This window comes from Sulfurimonas sp. (assembly GCF_041583195.1).
Taxonomy (GTDB): Bacteria; Campylobacterota; Campylobacteria; order Campylobacterales; family Sulfurimonadaceae; genus Sulfurimonas.
Window position 1 is genome coordinate 15,844 of record NZ_JBFHGL010000006.1, and the last position, 25,771, is coordinate 41,614.

Sequence of the window (25,771 nt, forward strand, 5' to 3'; positions counted from 1 at the left end):
GAATACAACATATTTACTTAATGGGTATTAAAATGGTTGAGTTCGCAAAAAGCTACGTTCAAGAGTTGGTACAACTTCTTCAAAAAATAGATTATACTGTATTAGAAAAAATTATATCGAAATTAGAATCTACAAATGGTAGAATCTATATAATCGGTAACGGTGGCAGTGCAGCAACTGCATCCCATATGGTTAATGATCTGGGAATAGGTCTCAAAAGAAGAGAGATAAAAAATTTTGACGTATACAGTTTAAGTGACAACACGCCTGTATGTAGTGCTATAGCAAATGACATAGGATATGAAAACGTATTTTATATGCAGTTAAAAGATAGAATAAAACAGGACGATCTTTTAATGGCAATCTCTTGTAGCGGAAATTCAGAAAATATTGTAAAAGCTGTAGAGTATGCTAAAGATGTGGGGACAGATGTTATAGGTATAACCGGATTTGATGGCGGCAGGGTAAAAGAGCTATGTGACATCAGTTTTCATGTTGAGAGCAAAAAAGGTGATTACGGCTTGGTTGAAGATGTCCATATGATACTGGACCATATAATCTACAGTTACTACATAGATAAAGATAAAAAATGAATATTTTAAAATTAATCGGAAGAGAAAAAGAGTTACTTGAAGACGATATATCATCAAAAGGTCAAGAGTTATTAGATATTGTTTCCTCTTCATCTTTTTTAGTACTTGGCGGTGCGGGTAGTATTGGTAGTGCAGTCGTAAAAGAGATATTCAAACGCTCTCCTAAAAAACTTCATGTAGTAGATATAAGTGAAAATAATCTTGTTGAACTTGTGCGTGACATTAGAAGTAGTTTTGGTTATATTGATGGTGATTTTAAAACTTTTGCACTCGATATAGGCAGTGTTGAATATGATGCTTTTATAGCAAAAGACGGCAAGTACGATTACGTTTTAAACCTCTCAGCACTAAAGCATGTAAGAAGTGAAGAAGATGAGTTTACCTTGATGCGTATGATAGATGTAAATATCTTTAACACAGACAAAACAATTGCTCAAGCTACATCAAAAAGGTCTAAAAAATATTTTTGTGTATCAACTGACAAAGCGGCAAATCCTGTTAATATGATGGGGGCTTCAAAAAGGATCATGGAGATGTTCTTGATGCGAAGAAGCAAGTACATTAAAATTTCAACTGCACGTTTTGCAAATGTGGCTTTTTCAGACGGATCACTACTGCACAGTTTTAATAAGCGTATTGAGAAAAAACAGCCCATTGTAGCCCCAAATGATATTAAAAGATATTTTGTAACTCCGAAAGAATCAGGTGAGTTATGTTTGATGAGTTGTATTTTCGGTCAAAACAGAGATATCTTTTTCCCGAAACTAAGTGAGAATTTACATCTTATAAGCTTTGCAGATATAGCTGTAAAGTATCTAAATGATCTTGGATACGAACCGTATGAGTGTAAAGATGAAGATGAGGCAAGAGAGCTCGTTAAAATACTGCCTGAACAGGGAAAATACCCGTGCCTGTTTACATCAAGTGATACAACAGGTGAGAAAGATTTTGAAGAGTTCTTTACAGAGAATGAGACACTTGATATGGATAGCTTTGAAAATCTGGGTGTAATTAAAAACAATCCTGATTACGACGATAACTTACTAAATTTGTTTTCACAAAGCATAAAAAACTTTAAAATAAACATGAGTTGGACTAAAGCAGATATTGTAGAGTTGTTTTTTAAGCTCATACCAAATTTTGAGTATGAGGACAAAGGTAAATATTTGGACGGAAAAATGTGATGAAAGAGATAGTAGATTTTATACAAAAAACCTTTGGAACCACTGAGTTTATTCCACTCCATGAACCTCGTTTTATTGGGAATGAAAAAAAATATCTAAATGAATGTATAGATTCTACTTTTGTATCATCTGTTGGAGCATTTGTTGATAGGTTTGAAGAGGAGTTTGCATCTTATGTCGGAGCCAGATATGCAATTGCTGCTGTAAACGGTACATCAGCACTACACCTGGCACTGGTCTTGGCTGATGTAAATAGAGATGATGAGGTAATAACACAGTCTCTTACATTTGTTGCTACTGCAAACGCTATCAGTTATACTGGTGCAAAACCTATTTTTGTAGATGTAGATATGGATACAATGGGTTTAAGTCCAGATGCACTGAAAAGTTTTTTAGATAATAACTGCGAAGTAGTTGACGGCAGATGTATAAATAAAACAACAAAAAGAGTTATTAAAGCATGTGTGCCAATGCACACGTTTGGACACCCTTGTAAGATAGATAAGATAGTTGAAATCTGTAAAAGCTGGGGAATAAAAGTGGTTGAGGACTCAGCTGAGAGTTTGGGTAGTTTTTATAAATATAAACATACGGGAACTTTCGGTACACTTGGTGTTTTTAGCTTTAATGGCAATAAGATCATAACAAGTGGTGGCGGCGGAGTTATAGTTACAGATGACGAATCTTTGGCAAAAAGAGCGAAACATTTAAGTACCACCGCAAAAATGCCTCATGCATATGAATTTGAGCATGATGAGATTGGATTTAATTACAGAATGCCAAATATTAATGCGGCACTTCTTTGTGCTCAACTTGAAAATATAGAGCAGTTTTTAGACTCTAAAAGATCTTTAGCATCTAAATATAGTGAATTTTTTGATGGTATTGATAATATAACATTTATAAAAGAACCAGAGGATGCTAAGTCGAACTATTGGTTAAATGCTATTATGCTAAATGATAAAACAGAACGTGACAGATGTTTAGAAGAGTTAAATTTACATGGCGTTATGGCAAGACCTATATGGAAGTTTATAAATGAACTTGAGATGTATAAAAACTTTCAAAGTGATGATTTGAAAAATACCAAGTATTTACAATCTAGAATTGTAAATATACCAAGTAGTGTAATATGAAAGAGATTATTTTAGTAGGTGGCGGTGGGCATTGCAAGGCTGTGATAGATATAATTGAGCAGAGTGAATCTTACATAATAGCCGGTATAGTTGATAAAGAAGAATTAGTTGGAACAGAAGTTCTTGGATATAAAGTAATCGGCTGTGATGATGATCTTGCTAAACTAAGAGAACAAATACCAAATGCCATAGTCACAGTTGGACATATAGAGTCGAATGAGTTAAGAAAAAAACTATATTCACAACTAAAAGAGTTGGACTTTACATTGCCTAGCATTGTCTCACCACGTGCGTACATTGCCAAGGGAGCATCTATAGACGAGGGTAGTGTAGTGATGCACGATGTAGTTATAAATTCAGGTGCATCGGTTGGAAAAAACTCTATTATAAATACAAAAGCTTTGGTTGAACATGAGTGTAAAGTCGAGGACAATACCCATATCTCAACTGGTGCTATAATTAACGGTAATGTGGTTGTTAAAGAGAATAGTTTTGTCGGAAGTGGTGTTATAGTAGTTCAAGGTGTAACAGTGGATGGGTTTATAAAAGCCGGGAGTGTTTTTAAATGAGTGTCTTTATAATAGCAGAAGCCGGAGTTAACCATAACGGCTCAGTAGAACTTGCTAAAAAGCTTGTAGATGTCGCAAGTATGGCAGGGGCTGATGCCGTAAAGTTTCAAACGTTTAAAACTGAAAATTTGGTTAGTAAAAATGCTCACAAAGCTGAGTATCAAAAACAGACAACCGACAAAGAAGAATCACAGTTTGAGATGATCAAAAAACTGGAACTTGATTTAGATGTTCACAAAGAATTAATAAACTACTGTAAAAATAAAAATATAATTTTTATGTCAACACCGTTTGACCTTGATAGTGTAGATATGCTAAATGATCTTGGTCTTGAAATATTTAAAATTCCAAGCGGTGAGATTACTAACCTTCCATATCTTAGAAAAATAGGAAAGCTTAATAAAAAGATAGTCCTATCAACAGGGATGGCAGATATGGACGAGATTGGTGATTCATTAAATGTTTTAATCTCATCTGGCACTAAAAAAGAAAATATCACTGTTTTACATGCAAATACAATGTACCCGACACCAATGGAAGATGTAAACCTAAATGCAATGCTTAGCATAAAAAAAGAGTATGCTGTAGAGATCGGTTATAGTGACCATACACTGGGAATCGAGGTAGACATCGCTGCTGTTGCTATGGGTGCGAAAGTTATAGAGAAACACTTTACACTTGACAATACTATGGAAGGTCCTGATCATAAGGCCAGCCTTGAACCGTATGAGCTTATTGCCATGGTTAGCGGAATAAGAAACATTGAAAAAGCCTTGGGTGATGGTGTAAAAAAACCAAGTAAAAGTGAGACTCCAAATATTGAAGTTGCAAGAAAATCTATAGTTGCTTCTTGTGATATAAAAAAAGGTGAGATTTTAGACGAATCAAACCTGGCAATAAAGCGTCCTGGAAATGGAATCAATCCAATGAAATGGGATAGCGTTATCGGAACTGTAGCACAAAAAGATTATCAAGCAGATGAGTTGATTTTGGAGATGGTGTGAGTGATAATTTAATTAGAGAGAGTGCTAATATTAAATCGAGTTATGATTTTGAATTATCTATAAAAAGAGAAAACGATGTAATTTACAACTACACATATCCAAAGAATCAAAAACTAGAGGGTATTGTTTTTATTATTCCAGGTTTTGGTAATGATGCAGATAAAAGCTATTCTAAAAATTTAAGAGATTTTATCGCAAGTACATTTAAAGTAGTTGCAATTAGTGTAGATTATCATTGTATCCATTCAAGACTAAATAGCGGTGCTACACAGATTTTAGACAGGTTCGATCAGGAACTCTTAAAGATCAACTTAAATGAATTGTCGATCAAACTTGATGAAAATGCGAACTTGGATATTGGGCAACTATTTCATTATATTGACCAAGAAATGCAGAAAAAGAAATTAAACGGTGAATTAGATAAAGAGATTAAACTTTTTCAGACACTAACTATGCAACCTGCAAAAGGTGAATATCAAAATTTTGGGATACTTCAGGCTCTTGATCATATAAACGTATTAAAAGATATAAAAAATAAGAATTTGGGTTTTATTGATCGATATCCGACTATATTAATGGGAAGTAGTCACGGTGCATATATAGCAAATCTTATAGCCAAAATTATCCCAAATTCAATAGATTGTGTAATAGATAATTCATCATATATAAAACCACCTCTAAATTATATAATTGGTAAAGAAGACGATTTACACTTTCCGGAGTTTAGAGTTAACTATGGTGAAAATGTTTTTGTGAATATGTTTACAAAAACTATGTGGAGCAAAAATGAAAAATCTTTTTATCATTTTTCACAAGACAATTATGATATTAGAGATCTGTCAAACAAAGTCCACAATGAACTAATGTCTAAAAAATCTAATTCAAATACAAAATACATATCTTATCATTTTAAAGATGACGACATAGCTCCATACGAGGATAAAGAGAAGTTTTATAAAGAACTAAGTGCGCTTGGTTTTGACACAACTTTAAAAACAATATCTGAAGATTCACAGGTTGATGGCAAGTTTATTAAAAGTTTAAAACACGGTTTTGATATGTCAATGAAAGAGTTGGCTAATATTGAACTACCAGGTGTACTAAAAATTAGAAGTGATAGTTCAGAACACGATATTGAGCCTGTAACTTACCAATGCAAAAGTGTAAATTATAATTTTGAAGATATAAACGGAATCTTTAGTGCAATATTATCTCCTACAGAAAATATAGAAGAAAAAGTTATAGAGATTTTTAATAAAAATATGGAATATTTTGAGAAGTATCAGCCAAATGTTTATTCAAAATTAGCTTCACTTGATTCTGCGGTTGAGCAGGGACTATATAACAATAAATACGACTTGATCTTTAATAACAACTATTTTGATGTTAAAGAGTTCGCTACAAATAATTATCTTTATTCTGACAACAGTAAAAAGTATGCCTATGAAGTGAGTAAAAAATTCAACAAAAGCGTTGATAAGTTTATATTCTTTGGAGTTGGACTTGGTCTGCATATTGTACAGATAGATAAAAATATAGGCGCGAAAAGTTATCTGATCATAGAAGACGATCTAGAACTGTTTAAATTATCTACTTTTGTAATACCTTACTATGAAATAGCAAAAAATTCAAAGCTTTATTTTTCAGTATTTGCCGAAGAAAATGAGTTTTCAAAAATAGCTAAAGAGTTTTTTGAGGATTTAAAATATGGGCAAAAAACAGTTGATAGTTTTGAGATGAATAGTAATTATAAAAATCAAATCTTTTTACTTAACAATATTATAGGTGAGCTAAATGGATAAAAAAAAGGTCTTGATTGTAACTGGTGGCAGAGCAGAATATGGGTTGTTGTACCCTGTTATTAAAAAAGTTAGTAAACATAAAGATTTAGATCTTCAGCTTTTGGTTACGGGGATGCATCTAAAAGATGAGTTTGGTTCTACTTACAAAGAGATAGAAAAAGAGTTTGTAATTGATAAAAAAGTAGATATCCCTTTAGATGATGACTCGGCTGTTGGTATATCTGAATCAATATCTTGCGCTGTATCTGGATTTGCAAAGAGTTTTAGTGAGTTAAAACCTGATATACTGGTAGTTTTAGGTGATCGCTATGAGATATTTGCAGCCGTAACTGCAGCTATGGTAGCAAATATACCAATAGCTCATATCCATGGTGGCGAGATTACAGAAGGTGCTATTGATGATGCTATAAGACATTCTATTACCAAGATGAGTCACTTGCATTTTACTTCTACAAATGAGTATAAAAATAGAGTTATTCAGTTAGGAGAAGACCCTAAGAGAGTTTTCAATGTTGGAGCTTTGGGAGTTGAAAATATTAAAAACATTAAAGTACTGAGCAGAGAAGAGTTTGAAAAAAGTATAGATTTTAAGCTCACTAATAAAAATATACTCGTTACTTTTCATCCTGTAACCTTAGATAAAACAAGCTCCAAAGAACAGTTTAATGAGCTGCTAAAAGCATTAGATGATCTAAAAGATACAAATATTATTTTTACAAAAGCAAACAGTGACACGGATGGAAAAATCATAAATAGTATGATAGATGAATACGTATCAAAAAATCCTCAAAAATCAGTAGCTTTTGCATCACTTGGTATGCTTAGGTATTTTAGTGCTTTAACTTATGTAGATGCAGTCGTCGGGAATAGTTCAAGCGGTATTATAGAAGTTCCGAGTTTTAAAAAAGCTACAATAAACATAGGTGATAGACAAAAAGGCAGGTTACAGGCTGGCAGTGTGATTAATTCTAGCTGTGATTATGCCGATATTAAAGTAGCTATTGACAAAGGACTCTCAAATGAGTTTAATGACTCTTTAGTTAGTATACATAACCCTTATGAGGGTATGAATACATCTGATAATATTATTAAAGAGATTGTTGAAGTTGATTTAAGTAATATATTAAAGAAAAAATTTTGGGATATAAGTTATGAATAACTGTAAAGATGTAACAGTCCATAAAGAACAGAGTATAAAAGAAGCTTTAGAAGTTATAGACAAAGGTGCTATTAGAATCGCCATCGTACTTGATGAAAAAGATAAAGTTGTAGGTACATTAACAGATGGTGATATAAGAAGGGGTCTCTTAAGCGGTCTATCACTAGATTCAACTATTGATAATCTTTACTTTAAAGAACCGACACTTGCAAATGTAAATGATTCAAAAGAGTTAATAGTTCAAAAAGCAATCTCTAAACAGATCTATCAGATTCCTATTGTAGATGATGAAGGAAAACTTGTTAAGATTGAGGAGTTGGCAAACCTTTTAAAAACCAATACCAGAAGCAATAAGGTTGTTCTTATGGCTGGAGGTTTGGGTACAAGACTACGCCCATTAACAGAGGATATTCCAAAACCGCTTTTAAAAGTTGGAAATAAACCTATTTTGGAAACTATAATAGAGAACTTTGCAAAGTATGGTTTTGTCAACATTGTAATAAGCGTAAACTATAAAGCCGACATGATCAAAGAGTATTTTGGAGATGGAAGTAAGTTTGGTGTAAATATTGAATATATTGAAGAGACTAAAAGACTTGGAACGGCAGGTGCACTTAGTCTTATAAAAGACAGACCGCAAGAACCTTTCTTTGTAATGAACGCAGATCTTTTAACTAATGTAAACTTTACACACCTTCTTGATTTTCATACATATGAAAACTCGGTTGCTACTATGTGTGTTAGAGAGTATGACTATCAGGTACCATATGGTGTTATAGAAACTGATGGAAGTAATATTACATCAATTAAGGAAAAGCCTGTACAAAAGTTTTTTGTAAATGCAGGTATCTATGCACTCTCTCCTCAAGTTTTTGAGTATATTCCAAAAAATGAGTTTTATGATATGCCTACGCTTTTTGAAGATATTATAAAAGAGAAGTTAAAAACAATCTCTTTTCCTGTTCATGAATATTGGCTAGATATTGGTCGTATGAGTGATTTTGAACAGGCTCAGAGTGAATACTTTGGTGTCTTTAATGAGTAAATACTTAGCTGTTATCCCTGCACGTGGCGGGAGTAAAAGGCTTCCAAGAAAAAATGTTTTAAATATATGTGAAAAGCCTTTGATAGCTTGGAGTATTGAGGCATCATTAAATAGTAACTTGATAGATAAAACTTTGGTAACAAGTGATGATGAAGAGATACTTGATATATCAAAAAAGTACGGTGCAGAAACTATAAAAAGACCACATGATATTTCAAACGATACTGCTACAACTTATGAAGCTATAGAACATGCTATAAACGCACTGGAAATAAAATACGATTATATAGTTTTACTCCAACCTACAAGCCCCTTAAGAGGCTCAAAACACATAGATGAAGCTATAAAGTTATTAGAAGAAAAAAATGCAGATGCCATAGTATCTGTATGTGAAGTTGAACATCCTGTGCAGTGGAGTATGACTCTAAAAAATGATAATGATATGTCTGAATTTGTAAAAAATATCGATTCTCGCAGAAGTCAAGAACAAGAAAAACACTATAGATTAAACGGTGCTATATATATTTGTAAAACGGATAAACTTGTGGAGTCTAAAAGTTTCTTTTTAAAAGATAATATCTTTGCATATATTATGAATAAAGAAGATTCTATCGACATAGATGAGGAGCTAGATTTTAAACTAGCTTCACTCATCTTGTCATCTAGAAAAGATTAATTACCTGCGTTAATCTCTGCAGAGATCATCATTTGAAGTGATGAGAATTGAGCATTTACTTTACTGATCATAGAGTCATAAGCAGTAAATCTTTTTGTCATAATCTCATATCTAGCTTCTAAAAGCTCTTTAGCACGGTCATAACTCTCAGCAAGACTTGTCGCTTCAGTTTTTAAACTCGTTTCGAAGTTACTTAGAAGTTTACCGTAACCTGTATATGATTTGATTTTTTCATCTATTGTTTCAAAAATACCGGTTCTATCAACACCGTTTGAGTCTGTCCCACCTGTAAAGAAAAGTTTTACAGCATCAGGATCATCTGCCATTTTTTCTTCCAATACAGTTTTATCAAAGCTCATAGTTCCGCTTCTGTCAAGATCAAGACCGTAATTCATTAAAGATTCACCATTAGTTAGAGATGTTATAACACTATTTAGATCTCTTCTGATGTTTTTAACAAAACTCTCATCGTTGAATACACCTTTGGCTCCGTTTTCTTCGTCATAAACAGTCATATCACTTATGTTCTGCATTAAAGAATTATAAGCTTCAACAAAAAGTTCCATCTCGCCGATCAACGGTTCATTGTCTTGAGTGATATCTACCTGAGATATATCACCTTCTTTTTTAAGTGTTATATTAACACCCAGAATCAGATCATCAATTTCGTTTGTGCTTCTTGTAGTTGTAATACCATTATATTTAAACTCTGCATCTGAAGCAGTTTGGATTTTTTGGTAACCATCAGGGTTAGTTGCTGCATCATAAGGAGTCATAAGTATAGATTCTAAAGAACCACTACTATCTGTAATAGTAAGTGCCTGATCAGCACCTGTTTGACTAGAAGATACAACTAATGAGTATGCACCATCACCAGTTTGAAGGATTGATGCTTCTATATCACCGTTTGATGCATCTGTAATAGCTTGAGCCAGTTCAGATAGAGTTGTTGTAGAATCATAGTCTACAGAATAAGCACCTATTGTTAAAGTACCTGCACCACCATTAATAGCAGCATCTGAAACTGTTGCAGCTGTCGATGAGAGCGCTGTAAATTTTGTAATATCTTTTTTTGCCAAAGTTACAGTTTCAAGTGTGAAAGAATCAACTGTAGCACCAGCACTTACTTCTACTAAGGCACTCCCACTTACATCTACTGTTTTGTTGTCAAAAATAGTGTCATAGCTAAGAGCAGAAGCACTACTTTTTAATGTACTCATTAAAGATGACAACATAGTATAAGCATCTTGCTTTTGGTTATTAAGAGTTATCTTATCTTCTATCGGTGAAATTATTTGTGCTTCGTCTGCTTCTTTTAACTGATCAATTACGTCTGCAGTTAAAACACCAGAACCAACACCTAGTGAACTTATACCAGCCATGATAAATCCTTTTATCTTATTATATATATTTCCTATTGTGACACACATCGTCACATTTGTAAAAAACTTTAATTAAATCAAAGCATAGTTTATTCCATAAATTAATTGATAAATTAGCCTAAAAAACTCTAAATAAAATAAAATTGATGTCGATATACTTCACATGAATGACTCAGACAATAAGAACAATTTAACAAATAAAGGATCTAAGATGTATGGTAGTGTTGCGCATAATACTTATGCACAAAATAATGTGGGAATAGAATCACCAACAAGACTTATAGAGATGCTTTATGAGGGTGTTCTTCGTTTTAATGCACAGGCAAAAAAATCTATAAAAGAAAACGATATTGAGAAAAAAGTATATTGGATTAACCGCTCAGTTGCAATCATAACTGAACTATTAGTTATTTTAGATGATGATCAAGGTGATGTAGCATTATATCTTGAAGGATTATACAATTATGAAATATCTCTTTTAACTAGAGCAAGTGTAGATGGTGATATAGCTAAGATAGATGAAGTTAGCAATGTTTTCAAAGGTCTTTTAGAAGCATGGAGAGAGAGCACAAATGTGGGTCAATGATCTTCAAATAGCTATTATTGAAAAAGACACTGATAAGCTTGACGAACTGCTTGAGACTCTTCCTGAATTTAAAAGCAAAGAAGAGATGGAAAAAGCCGCTTATCTATTAAAAGAGGCTCTGGCTTTATTATATAAACTCAAAGATCAAACTTCAGTATCTATGAAACAGATCAAAAAAAATATAGACTTTTTAAACTCCACTCATGGAGATGTTAAAAATAAACTGGACGTAAAGTTCTAACTACTTCTTTTTAATTCCAAAATTCAAACTTCTTATAGTGTATTCACTAACAACCGCACCTTTACGCATTTTAAGTATATGCTCCAATGCATCGGCTATATCTGAAGCGTAAAGTTTTTCATTTTCATTATCGCTTACATCAAAACGTAAAGAATCATAAAAATAGCTCTGTGTCATATCCGGATTTATGTTTGTAATGCTTAGCGAGCTTTTTCTACACTCTTCAAAAAGTGAATCGCTAAAAGCTTTTAAACCTGCTTTTGTAGCTGAATAAACACCTGCAAACTTAGATGAACGAAGAGCTTCAATTGAGCTGATATTTATAAGATAACCATCATTTTTTTTAAGATCTCTTAATAGTGCATTTGTTAAAAGCATTGGTGCCGTAAGATTTAAAAAAGTCATCTGTGTTATTGTTCTTTGGTTTAGTTCTTCATGAGGTTCAAACTTGCCAAAACCTGCACAGTTTATTAGTATAGATATGTTTTCTTTTTTTAGTTTGTCACAAAGTGCTATTGTATCTTTTTCATCAGATAAGTCACATTCTATATGTGTAAAATTTTCATTTTCTAATAGTTTTTCAGGCTTGTTTCTGCTAATGCCGATAACATAAAATCCAAGCTCTAATATCCTTTGAGATATTGAACCTCCAATACCTCCGCTTGCTCCTGTAACTATTGCTTTTTTCACGATACTTTCTCCATTATTTCATCAATTTTTTCAAAGATTAGTTTTTTTGCCATATCTTTTGTTACACTCTTTGGTTCAAAATGGTCACTTACAACTTTAAAGACACGTTTGTTTTGTACACTCTTAGTAGCCTCTATAAAACCTTTACTTTCCATATCTACCACTTCATAGGTATTATCTGATACTTCGTGATCGACACAAGTAAGGTTTATATCATTCGCATCGAAAAGCTGACCTATAGAGTATTTTTTATCAGCTCCACAGATCCCGACATTTATAATAGTGTCCTCTGGTTTCATTTTAGCAACAACTTCAGATGTAGCTTTAAACATATTTTCACTACCCATACCGCTGATGACAACTGAGAGTTTATCATTTTGCTTGTCAATTCCAAGTTTAAATCGCTCAACAAATGCTTGTGCTTCACTTTTTAAAGCTACCAAAATATATATCATTATTTTCCATTGTTTCTTTGGATACTATTTTATCAAAATTATAGAGATGAAATAATATTTATTTAAATATATTTAGATAAAATTTCATCCGCTTCTCTTTAGACCTGTGCAATGGTGATTAAAAGCACCGTGTCAGGGTAGGAATACAGCAGCACACTTTTTTTTGCTATGTGCCGCAGGTATCTGGAGGGAGGCCCTTCAAGACAGTCAACTATCCCAAACCTAAATAATTACAATCTAATTTTTATTTATCATAGTATTTACATTTTAAATTATGTTATTTATATGTAACAAAATATGATAAACTATGTATATTAAAAGCTATGTAAAAAAATTAATCTTATTTTTGATTGATGTTTTATAAAGGTGTTGTTATGAGAGTTGTAATTATTGGCGGTGGTATAGCTGCAGTTTATTTGGCAAATAACTTAAAAAAGCAAGACACATCTATAGAGGTCACAATACTTAGTGACGAGAAATATCCTCCATATGACAGGATACACTTATGCAGGCTGGTTGATGGAACATCAGATATGGAAGATATTAAACTTCCTCTTGATCCAACCGTTAGCCTAGAATTAGAGCAAAAAATCACTTCAATAGATAAAGAGAAGAAAAGAGTCCTATCAAACGATTCAATGTTTAGTTACGACAAACTAATCATTGCAACGGGTTCACAACCAATCTCACTTTTAGACGAAAACCTTAAAAACGTAGCAGTATTTAGAAGTTCTCAAAATTGTTTGCAGATCAGAGAGAATCTAAATGATAGAGAATTGGTAGTAGTAGGAAGCGGTCCTATAGGACTTGAGCTATTAGAGACACTTAATGATATAGAACAAGTTAAAAGCATAACTCTTTTGATCAGAGGAAGTCATCTTTATAACAAAAACCTCTCTTTGGAGAGTATAGAGATTATGAAAAAATGCTATACGGAATCAGGAAAGATAAAAATATCTTTTGAAGATGAGATAGTAGATACCGTAATCGAAGATAACGAGATTAAAACACTAAAAACTAAAAAGCTTGAGATTCAAAACCCTTACATAGTTTTTGGTGTTGGTATAAAACCAAATATAGATCCTTTCAAAGATACACTTAAATGTAATAAAGGGATTTTGACAAACAACTATATGCAAGCTGACCCTGATATATATGCAGTCGGTGAGTGTGCAGAGGTCGAAGAACTTTCTTTTATAGCTGGACACGTAAAAGAGTGTACGGCTGAAGCTGATGTGGCAATTTCACATATAACAGGAAATGATCTAAAAGAGTTTGAACTTGAAGTAAGTATTGATATGCTCAAAGTTGGTGAGTTTGATCTTGTTGAAGTATCATCGGCTAAATTTGCAGAGGGCTTTGAAAAGATTGTTATTAGCTCAAAAGAGTTTAACAGAATGGATGAGTACTTTTTAAACGATGATAAGCTGACACGTTTTATAGGTATAAACTCAAACGTAGACGTAGGTTATGTTGAGACACTTATAAAAGAGGGACATGAAGTAGATATAAACTATCTTTATGAAAACCGTGTTGTAGGTGAACGTGGACGTCTTATATGTTCATGTGAGCATATCTATCACCAAGATCTTGTTGATATAGTTACACAAACAGGAATTTCTAGTTTTTCTGAACTAGCAGACTTTACTGAAGCTGGACGTGTTTGTGGTCGCTGTAAAATGATGGTTAGCGATGTTATAAAAGAATCTCAACATCTTATTGATCCAAATATGCCAAGAAAAAGTGCCGAAGATATAAAACGCGAGCGTGAGATAGCAGAGGTTCAAAAACGTATAGATAAGTTTAATACCTTGCATCCTAGAAATGAGTTGACAACTGAAAACTTAGAGAGTGCTATGGAGTCTTTAGATATAGGTAAAAAAGAAGTAAACTCTTGGATATCTATGGTTACGGCATCCATGAAGCTGCATCCAAACTTTGAACAGGTTGTAGAGGGGGCGGTATGTTCACTAAACAGAGTCCCTATTATCTGGCTTGAACTAAGTGATTGTAGCGGAAATAGTGAAGCATTTATAAAATCAACAAATCCAGCTATAGAAGATCTGATTTTTGATTATGTTTCATTAGATTATCATGAGTTGATTATGAGTGCCAGCGGTGATCAAAGTGAGACTATTTTAGAAGATATTATAAAAACTCAAAAGGATGAGTATATTCTAATAGTTGAAGGTGCAGTTCCGTTAGGACTTGATGGTAAGTTCTTACGTCTTGGACCAAACGGTGAAACAGGTTATGAGCTACTCAAAAAATGTGCCAAAGATGCTGCACTTGTAATGGCAGTTGGTTCATGTGCATATGATGGCGGTATAGTAGCGGCTGAGCCAAATCCTACAGGTGCTGTTGGTGTTGCAGATGCACTTGGACGTAAAGATATTATAAATCTCCCTGGTTGTCCGGTAAACCCAACGAACATAGTAGGAACCCTGCTTTCATATTTGATGTTTGAAGAGTTGCCTGAACTAGATAGTACAAACCGTCCATTATGGGCGTATGAAGGACGTGTACATGATAATTGTGAGCGTCGCGGACATTATGAACTTGGTGAGTTTGTAAAAGAGTGGGGTGATATTGGAGCTAAAAAAGGCTGGTGTTTATTTGAGATGGGTTGTAAAGGACCATATGCAAATGTTAACTGTCCGACTATGAAATTCAACGGTGGTACGAGCTGGCCTGTTCAAGCAGGGCATGGTTGTATGGGATGTACAGAACTTGGCTTTTTTGATAAGTTTGCAAACGAAAGAGAATATGTGGAGGAAGAGGACGATGAGTAATCTTGCCAATAAGAAAAAAATAGTAATAGACCCTATCACAAGAATTGAAGGACACCTAAGAGCCGAAGTTGAGGTAGATGATAACGGTATAGTTCAAGAAGCTTGGGTAAGCGGACAGCTTTTTCGTGGAATTGAGACTATTTTAAAAGGTCGTGATCCAAGAGATGCAGGGCTTATGGCAGGACGTATATGCGGTGTTTGTACAAATTCACATTTCCGCGGTGCTATAACTTGTGTAGAGGATGCTTATTCAATTGAAATTCCAAAAAATGCTGATATTATCCGTGATCTTATGGCTATGGCTTTGTTTATTCAAGACCATGTTGTTCACTTTTACCATCTTCACTCTCTTGATTTTGCAGATGTAACTTCAGCGCTAAAAGCCGATGCGAAAACTGCAACAAAAGAGGCTCCTAAATATACTAAAAACCCTTACAGAAACTCAGTTGCACACTATGAAAATGTTTTGGCAAAACTAACTAAGTTTGTAGAATCAGGCAAGCTTGGACCGTTTGCAAATGCTTATTGGGGTCATTGTGAGTATAGACTCTCACCTGAACAAAACTTGATAATTATTTCACACTATCTCGATGCTCTTAAATTTCAAACTGAGATCTCTAAAGCCGTAGCTATATTTGGCGGTAAAACACCACACCCTCAAAGTTTGGTAGTCGGTGGTGTTACAAGTGTAGCAGATATGTTAAATCCGCAACGTTTGAATGATTACTTATTTATCATGAAAGAGGCTAAAGAGTTTGTTGAACGTGCGTATTTAGCAGATATGAAATTAATCTCAAAAGTATACAGAGGTGAGATAAAAGCGGGAATCGGTAGAGCCAATGGAAACTTTATGTGTGTTGGCGGTTATGAATTTGAAGGTGAGAGAAGACTGTTTTGTAACGGTGTAGTATATGGACACGACTTTGCAAATATAGAAGAGTTTGATCCATCAAAAGTAACCGAAGAGGTTGACCGTGCATGGTATGATGAAAATGATGAGATCTGTTATACCGATCTAAATGAAGACGGAACGCTTAAAACTGAAAAAAATGATGATAAATACTCATGGATAAAAGCTCCTAGATATGATGGTAAAACGGTTGAAACAGGACCACTTGCACGTGTACTTGTGAGTTACCATAAAGGGAATGATCTTATAAAGTCTTTTGTTGATGAGTTTTTAAAAGACACAGATCTTGATGTGATGGACCTCTCAACTACTGTTGGTAGAAATGCTGCCAGAGCTATAGAGAGTTTATATATATGTGAGTATATTTTTAAACTAGTATCTCGTCTTATTCAAAATATAAAATATTACGACACCGATACATGGGCAAAATATGATTTTGAAAAACTGCCAAAATCTACAAAAGGTGCTGCATTTTTAGAAGTACCACGTGGGGTCTTAGTACATTTGGTTGAAGTTGATGATGCTAAGATAAAAAACTACTCGGTAATGGCACCTACTACTTGGAATGCTACACCTAAAAACTTAGATGGGCTTCGTGGTGCATACGAAGAAGCTTTAATAGGTATAAGTGTTGCAGATAGAGAAAAACCTTTAGAAGTTCTTCGTATAATCCACTCATTTGATCCATGTCTTGCATGTGCAGTACATATAATAGACACTAAGGGAAAAGAGTTAAGTCGTTATAAAATAAAAACTATCTAGTCTTCTCTGTATTTTGATATTCCGCAAGCCTGATTCGGGCTTGGCGGGTTGTCACGCAGATATTTTAGATCTTCTAATGTTTGTGTTAAAACTTTTTTTTGCTGAAGCAGCGGAAGCATCATATTATCTTTCTCATTCATTGGAATATCCCAGTTTTGAATGATTTTTTGCACTTCTTCATCTAGCTCATCTAAAGCATTTTGTATATGTTTTATTGAATCCATTTTGCGATTATAGCAAACTTTTAAAAAAATTTGGGTATAATCCCGTTCTCAAATTACATCTATATGTAATGGGAATTTTACGAGAAAGGATAATCGATGCCTAAAATGAAATCGGTAAAAGGCGCTGTAAAGCGTTTTAAAGTTAAGAAAAATGGTTCTGTTAAACGCGGTACTGCTTACAGAAGTCACATTCTAACTAAACAAGATGCAGATACTCGTCGTAAGCAAAATACTCCTAAAGTAGTTGCTAAAGTTGATGAGAAAAGTATTAAGGAAATGATTAACTAATTAAATAGTTGATTCAAAAATCTCCAGTTATCTAACTGGGCAAGTCCATAATGGGACACCTTGATTGCGAGAAGCAACTGGGTAAAGAATAAAGGAAAAATATGCCAAGAGTAAAAACAGGTGTTGTTCGTAGAAGAAGACACAAAAGATTATTAAAATTAGCGAAAGGCTTTTACCAAGGTCGTCGTAAACACTTTAGAAAAGCTAAAGAGCAATTAGAGCGTTCATTAGTATACGCTCACAGAGATCGTAAGCAGAAAAAACGTGATTTCCGTAAATTATGGATCATCCGTATCAATGCAGCGACTCGTTTAAACGGTATGAACTATTCAACTTTCATGAATGGTGTTAAAAAAGCCGGTATCGAACTAGATCGTAAAATTCTAGCTGACATGGCTATGAACGATGCAGCAGCGTTTAGTGCAGTTGTTGAAGCTTCAAAAGCAGCATTAGCTAAATAAAACACCTCAAACCTCTCTTATGAGGTTTGGTTTTCTATCTTATTTATAAATAAAACTGAATTTCCCTTAGAATTATAATATATCCCAAAAGAGTTTTTTCTAGATACAAATACACCGCGTCCATGAAATTTTTTAGAATTTCTAAAGATCTCGCTTAATATCTGAGTATCAAAACCCTCACCCTCATCAGTTATCTTAGTTATGATATATACATCATTCATATGATTAACCTGATCTACAATTACTTCAATATATTTTTTGCACCCTTTTTCTCTCTGGGCAAGTGTGTCAAAATATGTATCATCTTCCATTAGTGAGTGTTTTATTTTGGATGGTATAGCCAAATTTCCATGTTCATGTGCATTCATAAAGAGTTCAGTAAAAACCATGCCTGCTTGATAAGAGACTTTTTTATTTTTAGTTATGGTATTCCATAATTCTTCGTACCACTGACTTGCTACATCCATACTCTTCAGTGAAGATTTGAACTTTTCATGTGCTATGGTAGTTGAGTATCTTGTGATCTGATTAACAAATATAAGTGTAACGTCATCTTCTTGTTTTTTTATTCTACTTTGGAAACTATTACTAAGGTCTTCTCTTGTAAAAGCCTTTAAAAAATCATCTTCTATAAAGTGTGAATATGGTTTTTTGTCATCTATTGTCTTGTTTTCGATCATACCATCAGAATATATAAGAAACTTTGTAATACCTTTTATATCAAAACTGTCTATATTAAAAGTAGGGGAGTATTTTGACATAGGAGGATTGTTTGATTTTAGTTTTACTATTTTATTGTCTTGATCCTGCATAAGAATAGGTGGCATGGCAAATTTTGAATATATAAGCGTATGCTCTTTGTTATTGATCAGGACATAATCTACAGACAAAGCTTCTTCATCTAAAAGTATAGGTTTTATATACTCCATTGTTTCGTGTATTAGTATTCTGAAGTCAAAATCATCAAAGCCAAGCATTTTATCAACGATGTGATTGGCAAACGATATAAAGATCATTGTAGTTAAAGAAGCAGATAACCCTTTTCCCATACCATCTACTACTATATATAGACTACTTTCATCATCTATATTTCTTGCACTATATGCATCACCACTCATAACATCTTTAGGATGGTATAAAAAATCCAGTAGAGAGACATCATGATTATAGTCTGTCATCTGGTAGTAGTAATCGTTTCGTAGTATGTTTAACTCTTTAGCAAATGCTAAAATCTCTTGATGTGATTGATAATTGCTTTTTGCTTTGAGTTTTTTAAGTTCCTTAGTTTTTTCCAACATTAAAAACGCTAGTTAAATTTAGATCGTCAAGTAATGATATAAGGTCGTCATTTCCTATTCTCATATCTATTTTTATACCGTCTTTTAAAATAAGTTTATTAAAATAACCTATAACCGACGATGTTATAGAGATAGAATCAGCAATAACCAAAGTAATTTGAGAGTTATTTGCAGTAACACTATCCATAGTTGACTTGATAGTCTGAAAATCACCCACACTTTTTATATTTCCATTTATAGTAACGGTTGAACCTGAAGTTGAAATTTCCATAAATATCCTTTAGTTCTTAATGAGATGTTTTTACATACTTAATGATAGCATTATATTTTTAATTTTTCTATCCAAGATTTCATTTTTGCTTCAAAACCAATCTCTTTAAATTCTACAAGATCTAGTTTCTGTGTAAGATACTCTTGATCTACATAGCCGCCAAAATCGTGCGGGTATAGATAACCTTCGTTATTTTGTTGAATATTTTTTGGAATATCCAGCATTACGCCGTTGTTAATCATCTGTAGAGCTTTATTTATGGCCATATAGGCAGAGTTTGATTTAGGCGATGCACACAGATATATAACTGCTTGAGCTAATGGTATACGAGCTTCTGGATAACCTATATTTTTAACAGTAGTAAGACAAGATGTGCAAAGTGTAAGTGCTTGAGGATTTGCATTTCCAACATCTTCACTTGCTAAAATTACAAGTCGTCTTGCTATAAAGTCGGCACTCTCACCACCGTCAATCAGACGAGCAAGATAGTAGATCGCAGCATCTGCATCACTTCCGCGGATCGATTTGATCATCGCTGAAGCTAGGTCATAGTGAACTCCAGCTTCTGAACTTCCTGCACTAAGCGCATTTGGTCTTAGTGATTTTAGATTTTTTAGAGTAATGTGTGTGTCAAGGTTTGAAGAAAACTCTAAAAGTTTTAACATTGCTCTTGCATCTCCTCCACTGCTTGCAACTAGATACTCTCTTGCATCGCTGTCTATTGTGAGCTCTTTTAAAGCCTTGTCTAAAAGTTTATCTAGTGCATCATTTTTTATATTGTAAAGTTCAAAAAGCATACTGCGTGAACGAATAGCTGATGTGAGTGAAAAGAATGGATTCTCTGTGGAAGCTCCAATTAAAAGAACAGAGTTGTTCTCCATTACAGGCAAAAGCACCTCTTGCTGGTTTTTTGCAAGGCGGTGAACCTCGTCTATAAATATAAGAGGTTTTTGCAAAGCGTTTTTGTATTGATCAAAGATCTTTCTTAGCTGATCTATCTTTAGTGAGGTTGCATTAAACTCATAAAACGGCATATCAAGAGTTTTAGAGATTATACGTGCAATTGAAGTTTTCCCACATCCTGCAGGACCGAAGAAAAAGCTGTGTCCCAAAGCATTTTGTTCACAAAGTTTTCTAAGTGGAGAATTAGGGGAGCTTAGATGTTCTTGACCGACTAAATCATCAAAATTATCAGGACGAAGAAGGTGTGTAAAGTCAGGCACTCGCTACTCTTTGTCTGCTTTGTCTTTAGCTTTTTTCTCTTCTTTTAAAAACTTTGCAAGTGCAGAGTATTCGCTTCTTGTTAAAAACCTGCTTTTTCCAGTTGGGAGGTTATTTAATTCGATCTCCGCAAAACTTATACGTTTAAGATCAACTACTTCAGCTCCAAAGTGTGCGAAAAAACGTCTTAGTTCACGGTTCTTACCTTCAGATATAGCTACTTTTAAAATAGAGTAGCTTGGAGTGTTTTTTTGAATCTGATAACCAATAAAAGGTTTAAAAGTCATAGATGTTATTTTCGAATGACTATGAGCACCTGCAGTCGCATCCTCTAAAGTCATGCCGTTTAGCATAGCATCTTCCATGTCAGGAGTTATTTCACCCTGAATTTTTATCTTATAAGTTCTTTGAAGATCAGATTCCATTAAAGCTGTAGCAACTTTAGATGCATCAGTTAAAAGTAGAACTCCCTCACTAGCAAAATCTAGACGTCCAACAGGTATATAGTGTCTGTACTTTTTCTCTAAAGTATCATAGATAGTTTTGCGTCCTTTAGGATCTTTCTTTGTAACAAGTTCACCTTTTGCTTTGTTGTAAACAATAACCGTATATTTATCTTTTGGAGCTACTTTTTTACCGCTGATCCAAACATCTGCACCAAACTCTTCTACTTGTGTCGCAGGGTTTGTTTCTACTTCACCGTTTACTTTTACGTAACCGTCTTGAATAGCTTTGTCCGCTTCACGACGTGAATAGCTGGAATGATGTGCTATATATTTGTTTAATCTCAAGAGATTCCCTTCTCTACAAGTGTATGGATGTGTAGTACACCCTTTATTTTCTTCTCTTTATCTGTAATTACAAGAAGTTGAATTTTTTTGTTTTCTATAAGTTCAAGTGCTTCACTCGCTAAAAGCTCATCATTATCACAAGTCATAGGATCTTTTGTAGCATAGTTCATAACGTCATCTTCGATTGAGAAGTCTTCACTCATAAGTGCACGGCGAATATCCCCATCACTTAAAAGTGCTACAAGTTTATTATTAGAATCTGCTATTAAAACAGTTCCTAAACGACCTTCACTGATCTTTAAAATTGCATCTTTAACTTTTGTATCTTCTGAAATTATAGGAAGATTTTTTGTAGTCATAAGATCGCTAATTTTTATAAAAAGCTGTTTTCCAAGCGAACCACCCGGGTGAAAAGATGCAAAATCGCTCTTTTTAAAGTCACGGGCTTTCATTAAACATACGGCTAGTGCATCACCAAGAGCAAGTGTAAGTGTAGTTGAACTTGTCGGTGCAATATTTAGCGGGCATGCCTCTTTCTCAACCACTACGTCTATAACCATATCTGAGTATTTTCCAAGAGTTGAGTTCTTGTCTCTAGTCATACCAATTAAAGGGATGTCAAAACGTTTTATATGTGGCAAAATCTGACTAAGCTCTTCACTCTCACCACTGTACGAGATAGCGATCACTACATCACCTTTGCTTATCATACCTAGATCACCGTGAAGTGCTTCTGTCGGGTGAAGAAAAAAACTAGGAGTACCGGTTGAGGCAAAAGTTGCTGCCATTTTCGCACCGATTAGGCCTGATTTACCAACACCGGTAACTATTAGTTTTCCATTTGAGTTTAAAATAAGTTCAACTGCCCTGTCAAAAACATCATCAATTTTTTTGGATGCTTCTAAAAGTGTATTTGCTTCAATATTTAATGTTTCTTGTGCTATTTGTTTAAAATTCATGAAGATATTATATCCTTATTTTGCTATAATTTAGGTAATAAACATTAAATATGAAAAGAGCAGTTATGAGAAATATTATTGGTAAATTTAATGACGCATTGGGGTCTTTGGAACTTAAAGAACCTAGCTTATATTACAATACACTTATCCTTGGTGAGCATGGTGCGGGTAAGACGAATTTGGCTTGTAGAATTAGAGACTTTGTTATAGATAGTGGTATACCTACGTTTTATATAGATTTTTCAGATTCAAATGAAGAAGATATTGAAATGAGATATAAAGATCAGTACTTTAACTATATAAGATACGAAGAGACTGAAGAGTTTGATAAAGAGTTAGATAAGTTAATTGCTGAGAGAAAACATATATACATGTCTGCAAGTCCTTCATATTTTGACACTTCAAAAAGACGTGTAAAAAGCAGACTTACTAAAACTATACAAAAGCAGGAACTTTTAGATAATTACTACTATTTCCTACATGACATTGAAAATCTTAACGGTTTTTACGTTCAGTTTTCTGACTTTTTACTATATATGTTAAGTTTTTCAAAACTTTCAAAATACGGTATTACATTCTTAGCTCAACCGCATAAAACGTTTGAAAATACAAATATAAAACTTATGTTTACATATCTTTTCATAGGTAAGTGTTCAAATCTAGATTATTTCAATACGGCAAGTTTAAACAATCTTGTAAAAAATAGATTTTTATACCAGTATAGAACACAGTATCCTACACTTTTATTTAACGATATAAAAACTCACAGTGTAGATATAAATGAGAACTATATAGAAGCTTAAGATGCAAAAATTATACGATGAGGTAGCTTCACTAGATCAAAGGTGTTACGATAGTTTTGGACTGAGTGAAGATTTGCTTATGGAACATGCAGCTGATGGCATGGCCGATTTTATCAGAACAAAATTTGATAAGCACTCATCTATAGTTATAGTATGTGGAAGCGGTAATAATGGAGCTGACGGTATAGCTCTTGGAAGGCTTTTGCATAAAGATTATGATGTACGACTGTTTCATGTAAAAGAGCCTAAATCTGAGATGGCAATATTACAAAAAAAACGCTCAGATGCAATAGGTATTAATGAATGTAGATCTATTGAGGAGTGTGATGTTTTAGTTGATGCTATTGTAGGAACTGGTTTTAGCGGAGAGTTTAATTCAGATATATTAAACACAGTTGAGCAAATGAATAACTCTAACGCATATAAGATAGCCTGCGATGTTCCAAGTGGATATAGATTTTTTGCAGATACAACTCTAACTATGGGTGCACTTAAAAAAGATATGTATCTTGACGGGCATAAAGAGTATGTAGGTGATATTAGAGTTCTTGATCTTGGAGTTTCAAGAGAGATATATGAGAGTAAATCAGACTGGACATTGCTTGATTTAGAAGATTTGGAACTTCCAAACAGAGAAATAGAAGATACTCATAAAGGTAGCTTTGGACATCTTGCTTGTATAAGCGGAGAGAAGATCGGTGCAGGAGTTCTTTGTGCTAAAGCGGCACTGCGTTTTGGAGCAGGACTTGTAACTATCGTTGGTTATAACAATACAAACATACCACACTCAATTATGAGTAGTGAACTTCTGCCTGATAATACAACTGCTATAGCAATCGGCATGGGGCTTGGAGATTCTTACTCAGACAGAGATCTAAATGCTTTTTTAGATAATGACACCCCTCTAATAATAGATGCAGATATTTTACATATGGATATTTTATTAGATATTTTAAAAAGAAAAAATGTAGTTTTAACACCTCATGCAAAAGAGTTTGTTTCTGTTTTGAAACTATGTGATCTTGCAGATATATCAATAGAAGAGTTACAGAAAAATCGTTTTAAATATGTAGAGATGTTTTGTCAAAAGTACCAAAATGCAACACTTCTTTTAAAAGGTGCAAATGTTATTATTGGACAAGGCAATAGTTTTTATGTAAATCCACATGGCAGTTCTAAACTTGCAAAAGGTGGCAGCGGAGATGTTTTAAGCGGTCTTATAGGCTCATTACTTGCTCAGGGTTATGAACCGATAGAAGCAGTTAAAAATGCATCGCTTGCACATGTCAGCCTTGCACTTAACTACACAGGTTCTGATTTTTCCCTTACGCCAGATGATTTAATCTCTCAAATTGGGAAACTGTAAGAAAGCTTATGTTATAAACTCCACAATAAAATATTTTAGGGAAAAATATGAATGATACAAATTTAAAAATTGGAAAATATGAACTTGGAAGCCGCTTAATTGTTGGAAGCGGAAAGTATGATTCTTTTGAAACTACAAAAGAAGCGACTCTTGCAAGTGGAAGTGAGCTGATTACTGTTGCTGTTCGTCGTCTTAACATTACTGATCCAGATAAAGAAAACCTTCGTGATACTTTTGCAGGTACTAATGTAAAATTTTTACCAAATTCTGCAGGATGTACAACTGCTGAAGAGGCTATAACAACGTTCCGTCTTACTCGTGAAGCTACAGGAATTGATCTTATAAAACTAGAGGTTATCGGAGATACTGCAAAAACTTTATATCCTGACGTATTAGAGACAATTGAAGCATGTAAAGTTTTAGCAAAAGACGGTTTCACTATTATGGCTTATACTTCAGATGATCCTATCATGGCTAAGCGTTTAGAAGATGCTGGTGCTCATGCTATTATGCCTCTTGCTGCTCCTATTGGAAGTGGTCTTGGGATCCAAAACCCATACAACGTAGCATTTATTAAAGATGCAGTTAACGTACCTGTTATTGTAGATGCTGGGATCGGTTGTGCGAGTGATGCTGCTTATGCAATGGAATTAGGTGCTGAGGGTGTTTTAACAAATACTGCTATTGCTCAAGCACAAAACCCTATGATGATGGCAGTTGCGATGAAGCATGCAGTTCAAGCTGGACGTATGAGTTATTTAGCTGGACGTATTCCTAAAAAACCATACGCAACTGCGTCTAGTCCTATAGATGGACTGATTCAGTTCTAAACCTCAAACTTACTAGATAGATGGGACATAAGTAAAAGTTGTCCCATCCCCTCAAAAAACTTATCTATTCCCATCTCTTGAGCCGATGTGGCTTTTTGTAATGCAGTTAAAAAAACAAGTTGAGACTCTTCGCTCGCACTCATGTATGTATCTATTATGTACTCTATAGATAAAGAGTGTGTCTCGCCGTTTACATCAAAGTCAATTTTAGAGGCAGGATTTATACCTTTTGAATTGACTATATCTAGACATTCTTTTTTATTCGGATTCAAT

28 protein-coding genes and 1 other RNA gene are annotated in these 25,771 nt (G+C 33.9%); 19 read left to right on the top strand and 10 right to left on the bottom strand.

The annotated features are described in order from the left end of the window. Positions 1–32 precede the first annotated feature (32 nt). Genes ABZA65_RS06820 through ABZA65_RS06860 form a run of 9 tightly spaced genes read left to right on the top strand, consistent with a single transcriptional unit; the run spans position 33 to position 9,168 of the window. Positions 33–593: an SIS domain-containing protein gene (locus tag ABZA65_RS06820; RefSeq protein WP_373072002.1), complete on the top strand. Its 561-nt coding sequence runs from the start codon at positions 33–35 to the stop codon at positions 591–593. Next, entirely contained in the window at positions 590–1,777 is a 1,188-nt protein-coding gene (locus ABZA65_RS06825; RefSeq protein ID WP_373072004.1) for a UDP-N-acetylglucosamine 4,6-dehydratase, read from the top strand. Before ABZA65_RS06820 ends, ABZA65_RS06825 begins: the two co-directional genes overlap by 4 nt. Continuing rightward, a complete protein-coding gene (locus ABZA65_RS06830; protein ID WP_373072006.1) occupies positions 1,777–2,913 on the top strand; it encodes a LegC family aminotransferase in 1,137 nt (378 codons plus the stop codon). Before ABZA65_RS06825 ends, ABZA65_RS06830 begins: the two co-directional genes overlap by 1 nt. Beyond that, positions 2,910–3,482, top strand: a complete 573-nt coding sequence (locus ABZA65_RS06835) for a NeuD/PglB/VioB family sugar acetyltransferase (protein WP_373072008.1) — start codon at positions 2,910–2,912, stop codon at positions 3,480–3,482. The genes ABZA65_RS06830 and ABZA65_RS06835 overlap by 4 nt, the downstream gene beginning before the upstream one ends. Next, positions 3,479–4,486 (top strand): N-acetylneuraminate synthase, encoded by a 1,008-nt coding sequence (gene neuB, locus ABZA65_RS06840; RefSeq protein ID WP_373072010.1) that lies wholly within the window; start codon positions 3,479–3,481, stop codon positions 4,484–4,486. The genes ABZA65_RS06835 and neuB overlap by 4 nt, the downstream gene beginning before the upstream one ends. Further along, a complete protein-coding gene (locus ABZA65_RS06845; protein ID WP_373072012.1) occupies positions 4,483–6,288 on the top strand; it encodes a DUF2920 family protein in 1,806 nt (601 codons plus the stop codon). The genes neuB and ABZA65_RS06845 overlap by 4 nt, the downstream gene beginning before the upstream one ends. Next, entirely contained in the window at positions 6,281–7,447 is a 1,167-nt protein-coding gene (gene neuC, locus ABZA65_RS06850; protein WP_373072014.1) for a UDP-N-acetylglucosamine 2-epimerase, read from the top strand. Before ABZA65_RS06845 ends, neuC begins: the two co-directional genes overlap by 8 nt. Continuing rightward, positions 7,440–8,492, top strand: a complete 1,053-nt coding sequence (locus ABZA65_RS06855) for a nucleotidyltransferase family protein (RefSeq protein ID WP_373072016.1) — start codon at positions 7,440–7,442, stop codon at positions 8,490–8,492. Before neuC ends, ABZA65_RS06855 begins: the two co-directional genes overlap by 8 nt. Continuing rightward, complete coding sequence (locus ABZA65_RS06860) at positions 8,485–9,168, top strand: cytidylyltransferase domain-containing protein (RefSeq protein ID WP_373072018.1); 684 nt, start codon at positions 8,485–8,487, stop codon at positions 9,166–9,168. The genes ABZA65_RS06855 and ABZA65_RS06860 overlap by 8 nt, the downstream gene beginning before the upstream one ends. Here ABZA65_RS06860 and fliD read toward each other — a convergent pair. Beyond that, positions 9,165–10,550, bottom strand: coding sequence for a flagellar filament capping protein FliD (gene fliD, locus ABZA65_RS06865; protein ID WP_373072020.1), 1,386 nt, complete (start codon positions 10,548–10,550; stop codon positions 9,165–9,167). The genes ABZA65_RS06860 and fliD overlap by 4 nt on opposite strands. Before the next feature lie 211 nt (positions 10,551–10,761). Between fliD and fliS the strand changes: the two genes are divergently transcribed. Further along, positions 10,762–11,136: a flagellar export chaperone FliS gene (gene fliS, locus ABZA65_RS06870; RefSeq protein ID WP_373072022.1), complete on the top strand. Its 375-nt coding sequence runs from the start codon at positions 10,762–10,764 to the stop codon at positions 11,134–11,136. Further along, positions 11,123–11,377, top strand: coding sequence for a hypothetical protein (locus tag ABZA65_RS06875; RefSeq protein ID WP_373072024.1), 255 nt, complete (start codon positions 11,123–11,125; stop codon positions 11,375–11,377). The genes fliS and ABZA65_RS06875 overlap by 14 nt, the downstream gene beginning before the upstream one ends. Here ABZA65_RS06875 and ABZA65_RS06880 read toward each other — a convergent pair whose 3' ends face one another. Both ABZA65_RS06880 and ABZA65_RS06885 read right to left on the bottom strand, forming a co-directional pair. Further along, positions 11,378–12,067 (bottom strand): SDR family oxidoreductase, encoded by a 690-nt coding sequence (locus tag ABZA65_RS06880; protein ID WP_373072026.1) that lies wholly within the window; start codon positions 12,065–12,067, stop codon positions 11,378–11,380. It lies immediately after the preceding gene. Next, on the bottom strand, positions 12,064–12,522 hold the full coding sequence (locus ABZA65_RS06885; RefSeq protein WP_373072028.1) for a hypothetical protein: 459 nt from the start codon (positions 12,520–12,522) through the stop codon (positions 12,064–12,066). The genes ABZA65_RS06880 and ABZA65_RS06885 overlap by 4 nt, the downstream gene beginning before the upstream one ends. A 95-nt stretch (positions 12,523–12,617) precedes the next feature. On the opposite strand from ABZA65_RS06885, the gene ffs reads away from it, so the two are divergent. From ffs to ABZA65_RS06900, 3 genes are all read left to right on the top strand, one after another. Beyond that, positions 12,618–12,715: signal recognition particle sRNA small type (gene ffs, locus ABZA65_RS06890), an RNA gene on the top strand. Positions 12,716–12,896: 181 nt separating this feature from the next. After that, complete coding sequence (locus ABZA65_RS06895; RefSeq protein ID WP_373072029.1) at positions 12,897–15,314, top strand: hydrogenase small subunit; 2,418 nt, start codon at positions 12,897–12,899, stop codon at positions 15,312–15,314. Further along, entirely contained in the window at positions 15,307–16,986 is a 1,680-nt protein-coding gene (locus ABZA65_RS06900) for a nickel-dependent hydrogenase large subunit (RefSeq protein ID WP_373072031.1), read from the top strand. Before ABZA65_RS06895 ends, ABZA65_RS06900 begins: the two co-directional genes overlap by 8 nt. On the opposite strand, the gene ABZA65_RS06905 is transcribed toward ABZA65_RS06900, so the two are convergent. After that, positions 16,983–17,210, bottom strand: coding sequence for a hypothetical protein (locus tag ABZA65_RS06905; protein WP_373072033.1), 228 nt, complete (start codon positions 17,208–17,210; stop codon positions 16,983–16,985). The two genes, ABZA65_RS06900 and ABZA65_RS06905, sit on opposite strands and share 4 nt — an antisense overlap. Before the next feature lie 96 nt (positions 17,211–17,306). On the opposite strand from ABZA65_RS06905, the gene rpmI reads away from it, so the two are divergent. Then, positions 17,307–17,498: a 50S ribosomal protein L35 gene (gene rpmI, locus ABZA65_RS06910; RefSeq protein ID WP_373072035.1), complete on the top strand. Its 192-nt coding sequence runs from the start codon at positions 17,307–17,309 to the stop codon at positions 17,496–17,498. Between the two features lie 101 nt (positions 17,499–17,599). After that, positions 17,600–17,959, top strand: a complete 360-nt coding sequence (rplT, locus tag ABZA65_RS06915) for a 50S ribosomal protein L20 (RefSeq protein WP_373072037.1) — start codon at positions 17,600–17,602, stop codon at positions 17,957–17,959. A 17-nt stretch (positions 17,960–17,976) separates the two neighbouring features. Here the strand turns inward: rplT and ABZA65_RS06920 are convergent, their stop codons facing one another. The 5 genes from ABZA65_RS06920 to ABZA65_RS06940 are packed head-to-tail and all read right to left on the bottom strand — an operon-like array spanning position 17,977 to position 22,499. Beyond that, entirely contained in the window at positions 17,977–19,257 is a 1,281-nt protein-coding gene (locus ABZA65_RS06920) for a SpoIIE family protein phosphatase (protein ID WP_373072039.1), read from the bottom strand. Then, the gene (locus tag ABZA65_RS06925; RefSeq protein ID WP_373072041.1) at positions 19,241–19,528 is read right to left on the bottom strand and encodes a hypothetical protein; all 288 of its coding nucleotides are present in this window, start codon (positions 19,526–19,528) and stop codon (positions 19,241–19,243) included. The genes ABZA65_RS06920 and ABZA65_RS06925 overlap by 17 nt, the downstream gene beginning before the upstream one ends. A gap of 50 nt (positions 19,529–19,578) precedes the next feature. Next, complete coding sequence (locus ABZA65_RS06930) at positions 19,579–20,751, bottom strand: replication-associated recombination protein A (protein WP_373072042.1); 1,173 nt, start codon at positions 20,749–20,751, stop codon at positions 19,579–19,581. A gap of 3 nt (positions 20,752–20,754) precedes the next feature. Beyond that, positions 20,755–21,540 (bottom strand): pseudouridine synthase, encoded by a 786-nt coding sequence (locus tag ABZA65_RS06935; RefSeq protein ID WP_373072043.1) that lies wholly within the window; start codon positions 21,538–21,540, stop codon positions 20,755–20,757. After that, positions 21,537–22,499: an SIS domain-containing protein gene (locus ABZA65_RS06940; RefSeq protein ID WP_373072045.1), complete on the bottom strand. Its 963-nt coding sequence runs from the start codon at positions 22,497–22,499 to the stop codon at positions 21,537–21,539. The genes ABZA65_RS06935 and ABZA65_RS06940 overlap by 4 nt, the downstream gene beginning before the upstream one ends. 65 nt (positions 22,500–22,564) lie before the next feature. On the opposite strand from ABZA65_RS06940, the gene ABZA65_RS06945 reads away from it, so the two are divergent. From ABZA65_RS06945 to ABZA65_RS06955, 3 genes are read left to right on the top strand one after another with little or no spacing between them, the layout of a single operon-like run. Continuing rightward, positions 22,565–23,302 (top strand): ATP-binding protein, encoded by a 738-nt coding sequence (locus ABZA65_RS06945; protein ID WP_373072047.1) that lies wholly within the window; start codon positions 22,565–22,567, stop codon positions 23,300–23,302. 1 nt (position 23,303) lies between these two features. Continuing rightward, on the top strand, positions 23,304–24,668 hold the full coding sequence (locus ABZA65_RS06950) for an NAD(P)H-hydrate dehydratase (RefSeq protein ID WP_373072049.1): 1,365 nt from the start codon (positions 23,304–23,306) through the stop codon (positions 24,666–24,668). 47 nt (positions 24,669–24,715) lie between these two features. Continuing rightward, the gene (locus ABZA65_RS06955; protein ID WP_373072051.1) at positions 24,716–25,498 is read left to right on the top strand and encodes a thiazole synthase; all 783 of its coding nucleotides are present in this window, start codon (positions 24,716–24,718) and stop codon (positions 25,496–25,498) included. Here ABZA65_RS06955 and ABZA65_RS06960 read toward each other — a convergent pair. After that, a complete protein-coding gene (locus tag ABZA65_RS06960) occupies positions 25,495–25,770 on the bottom strand; it encodes a hypothetical protein (protein ID WP_373072053.1) in 276 nt (91 codons plus the stop codon). The two genes, ABZA65_RS06955 and ABZA65_RS06960, sit on opposite strands and share 4 nt — an antisense overlap. Position 25,771 lies beyond the last annotated feature (1 nt).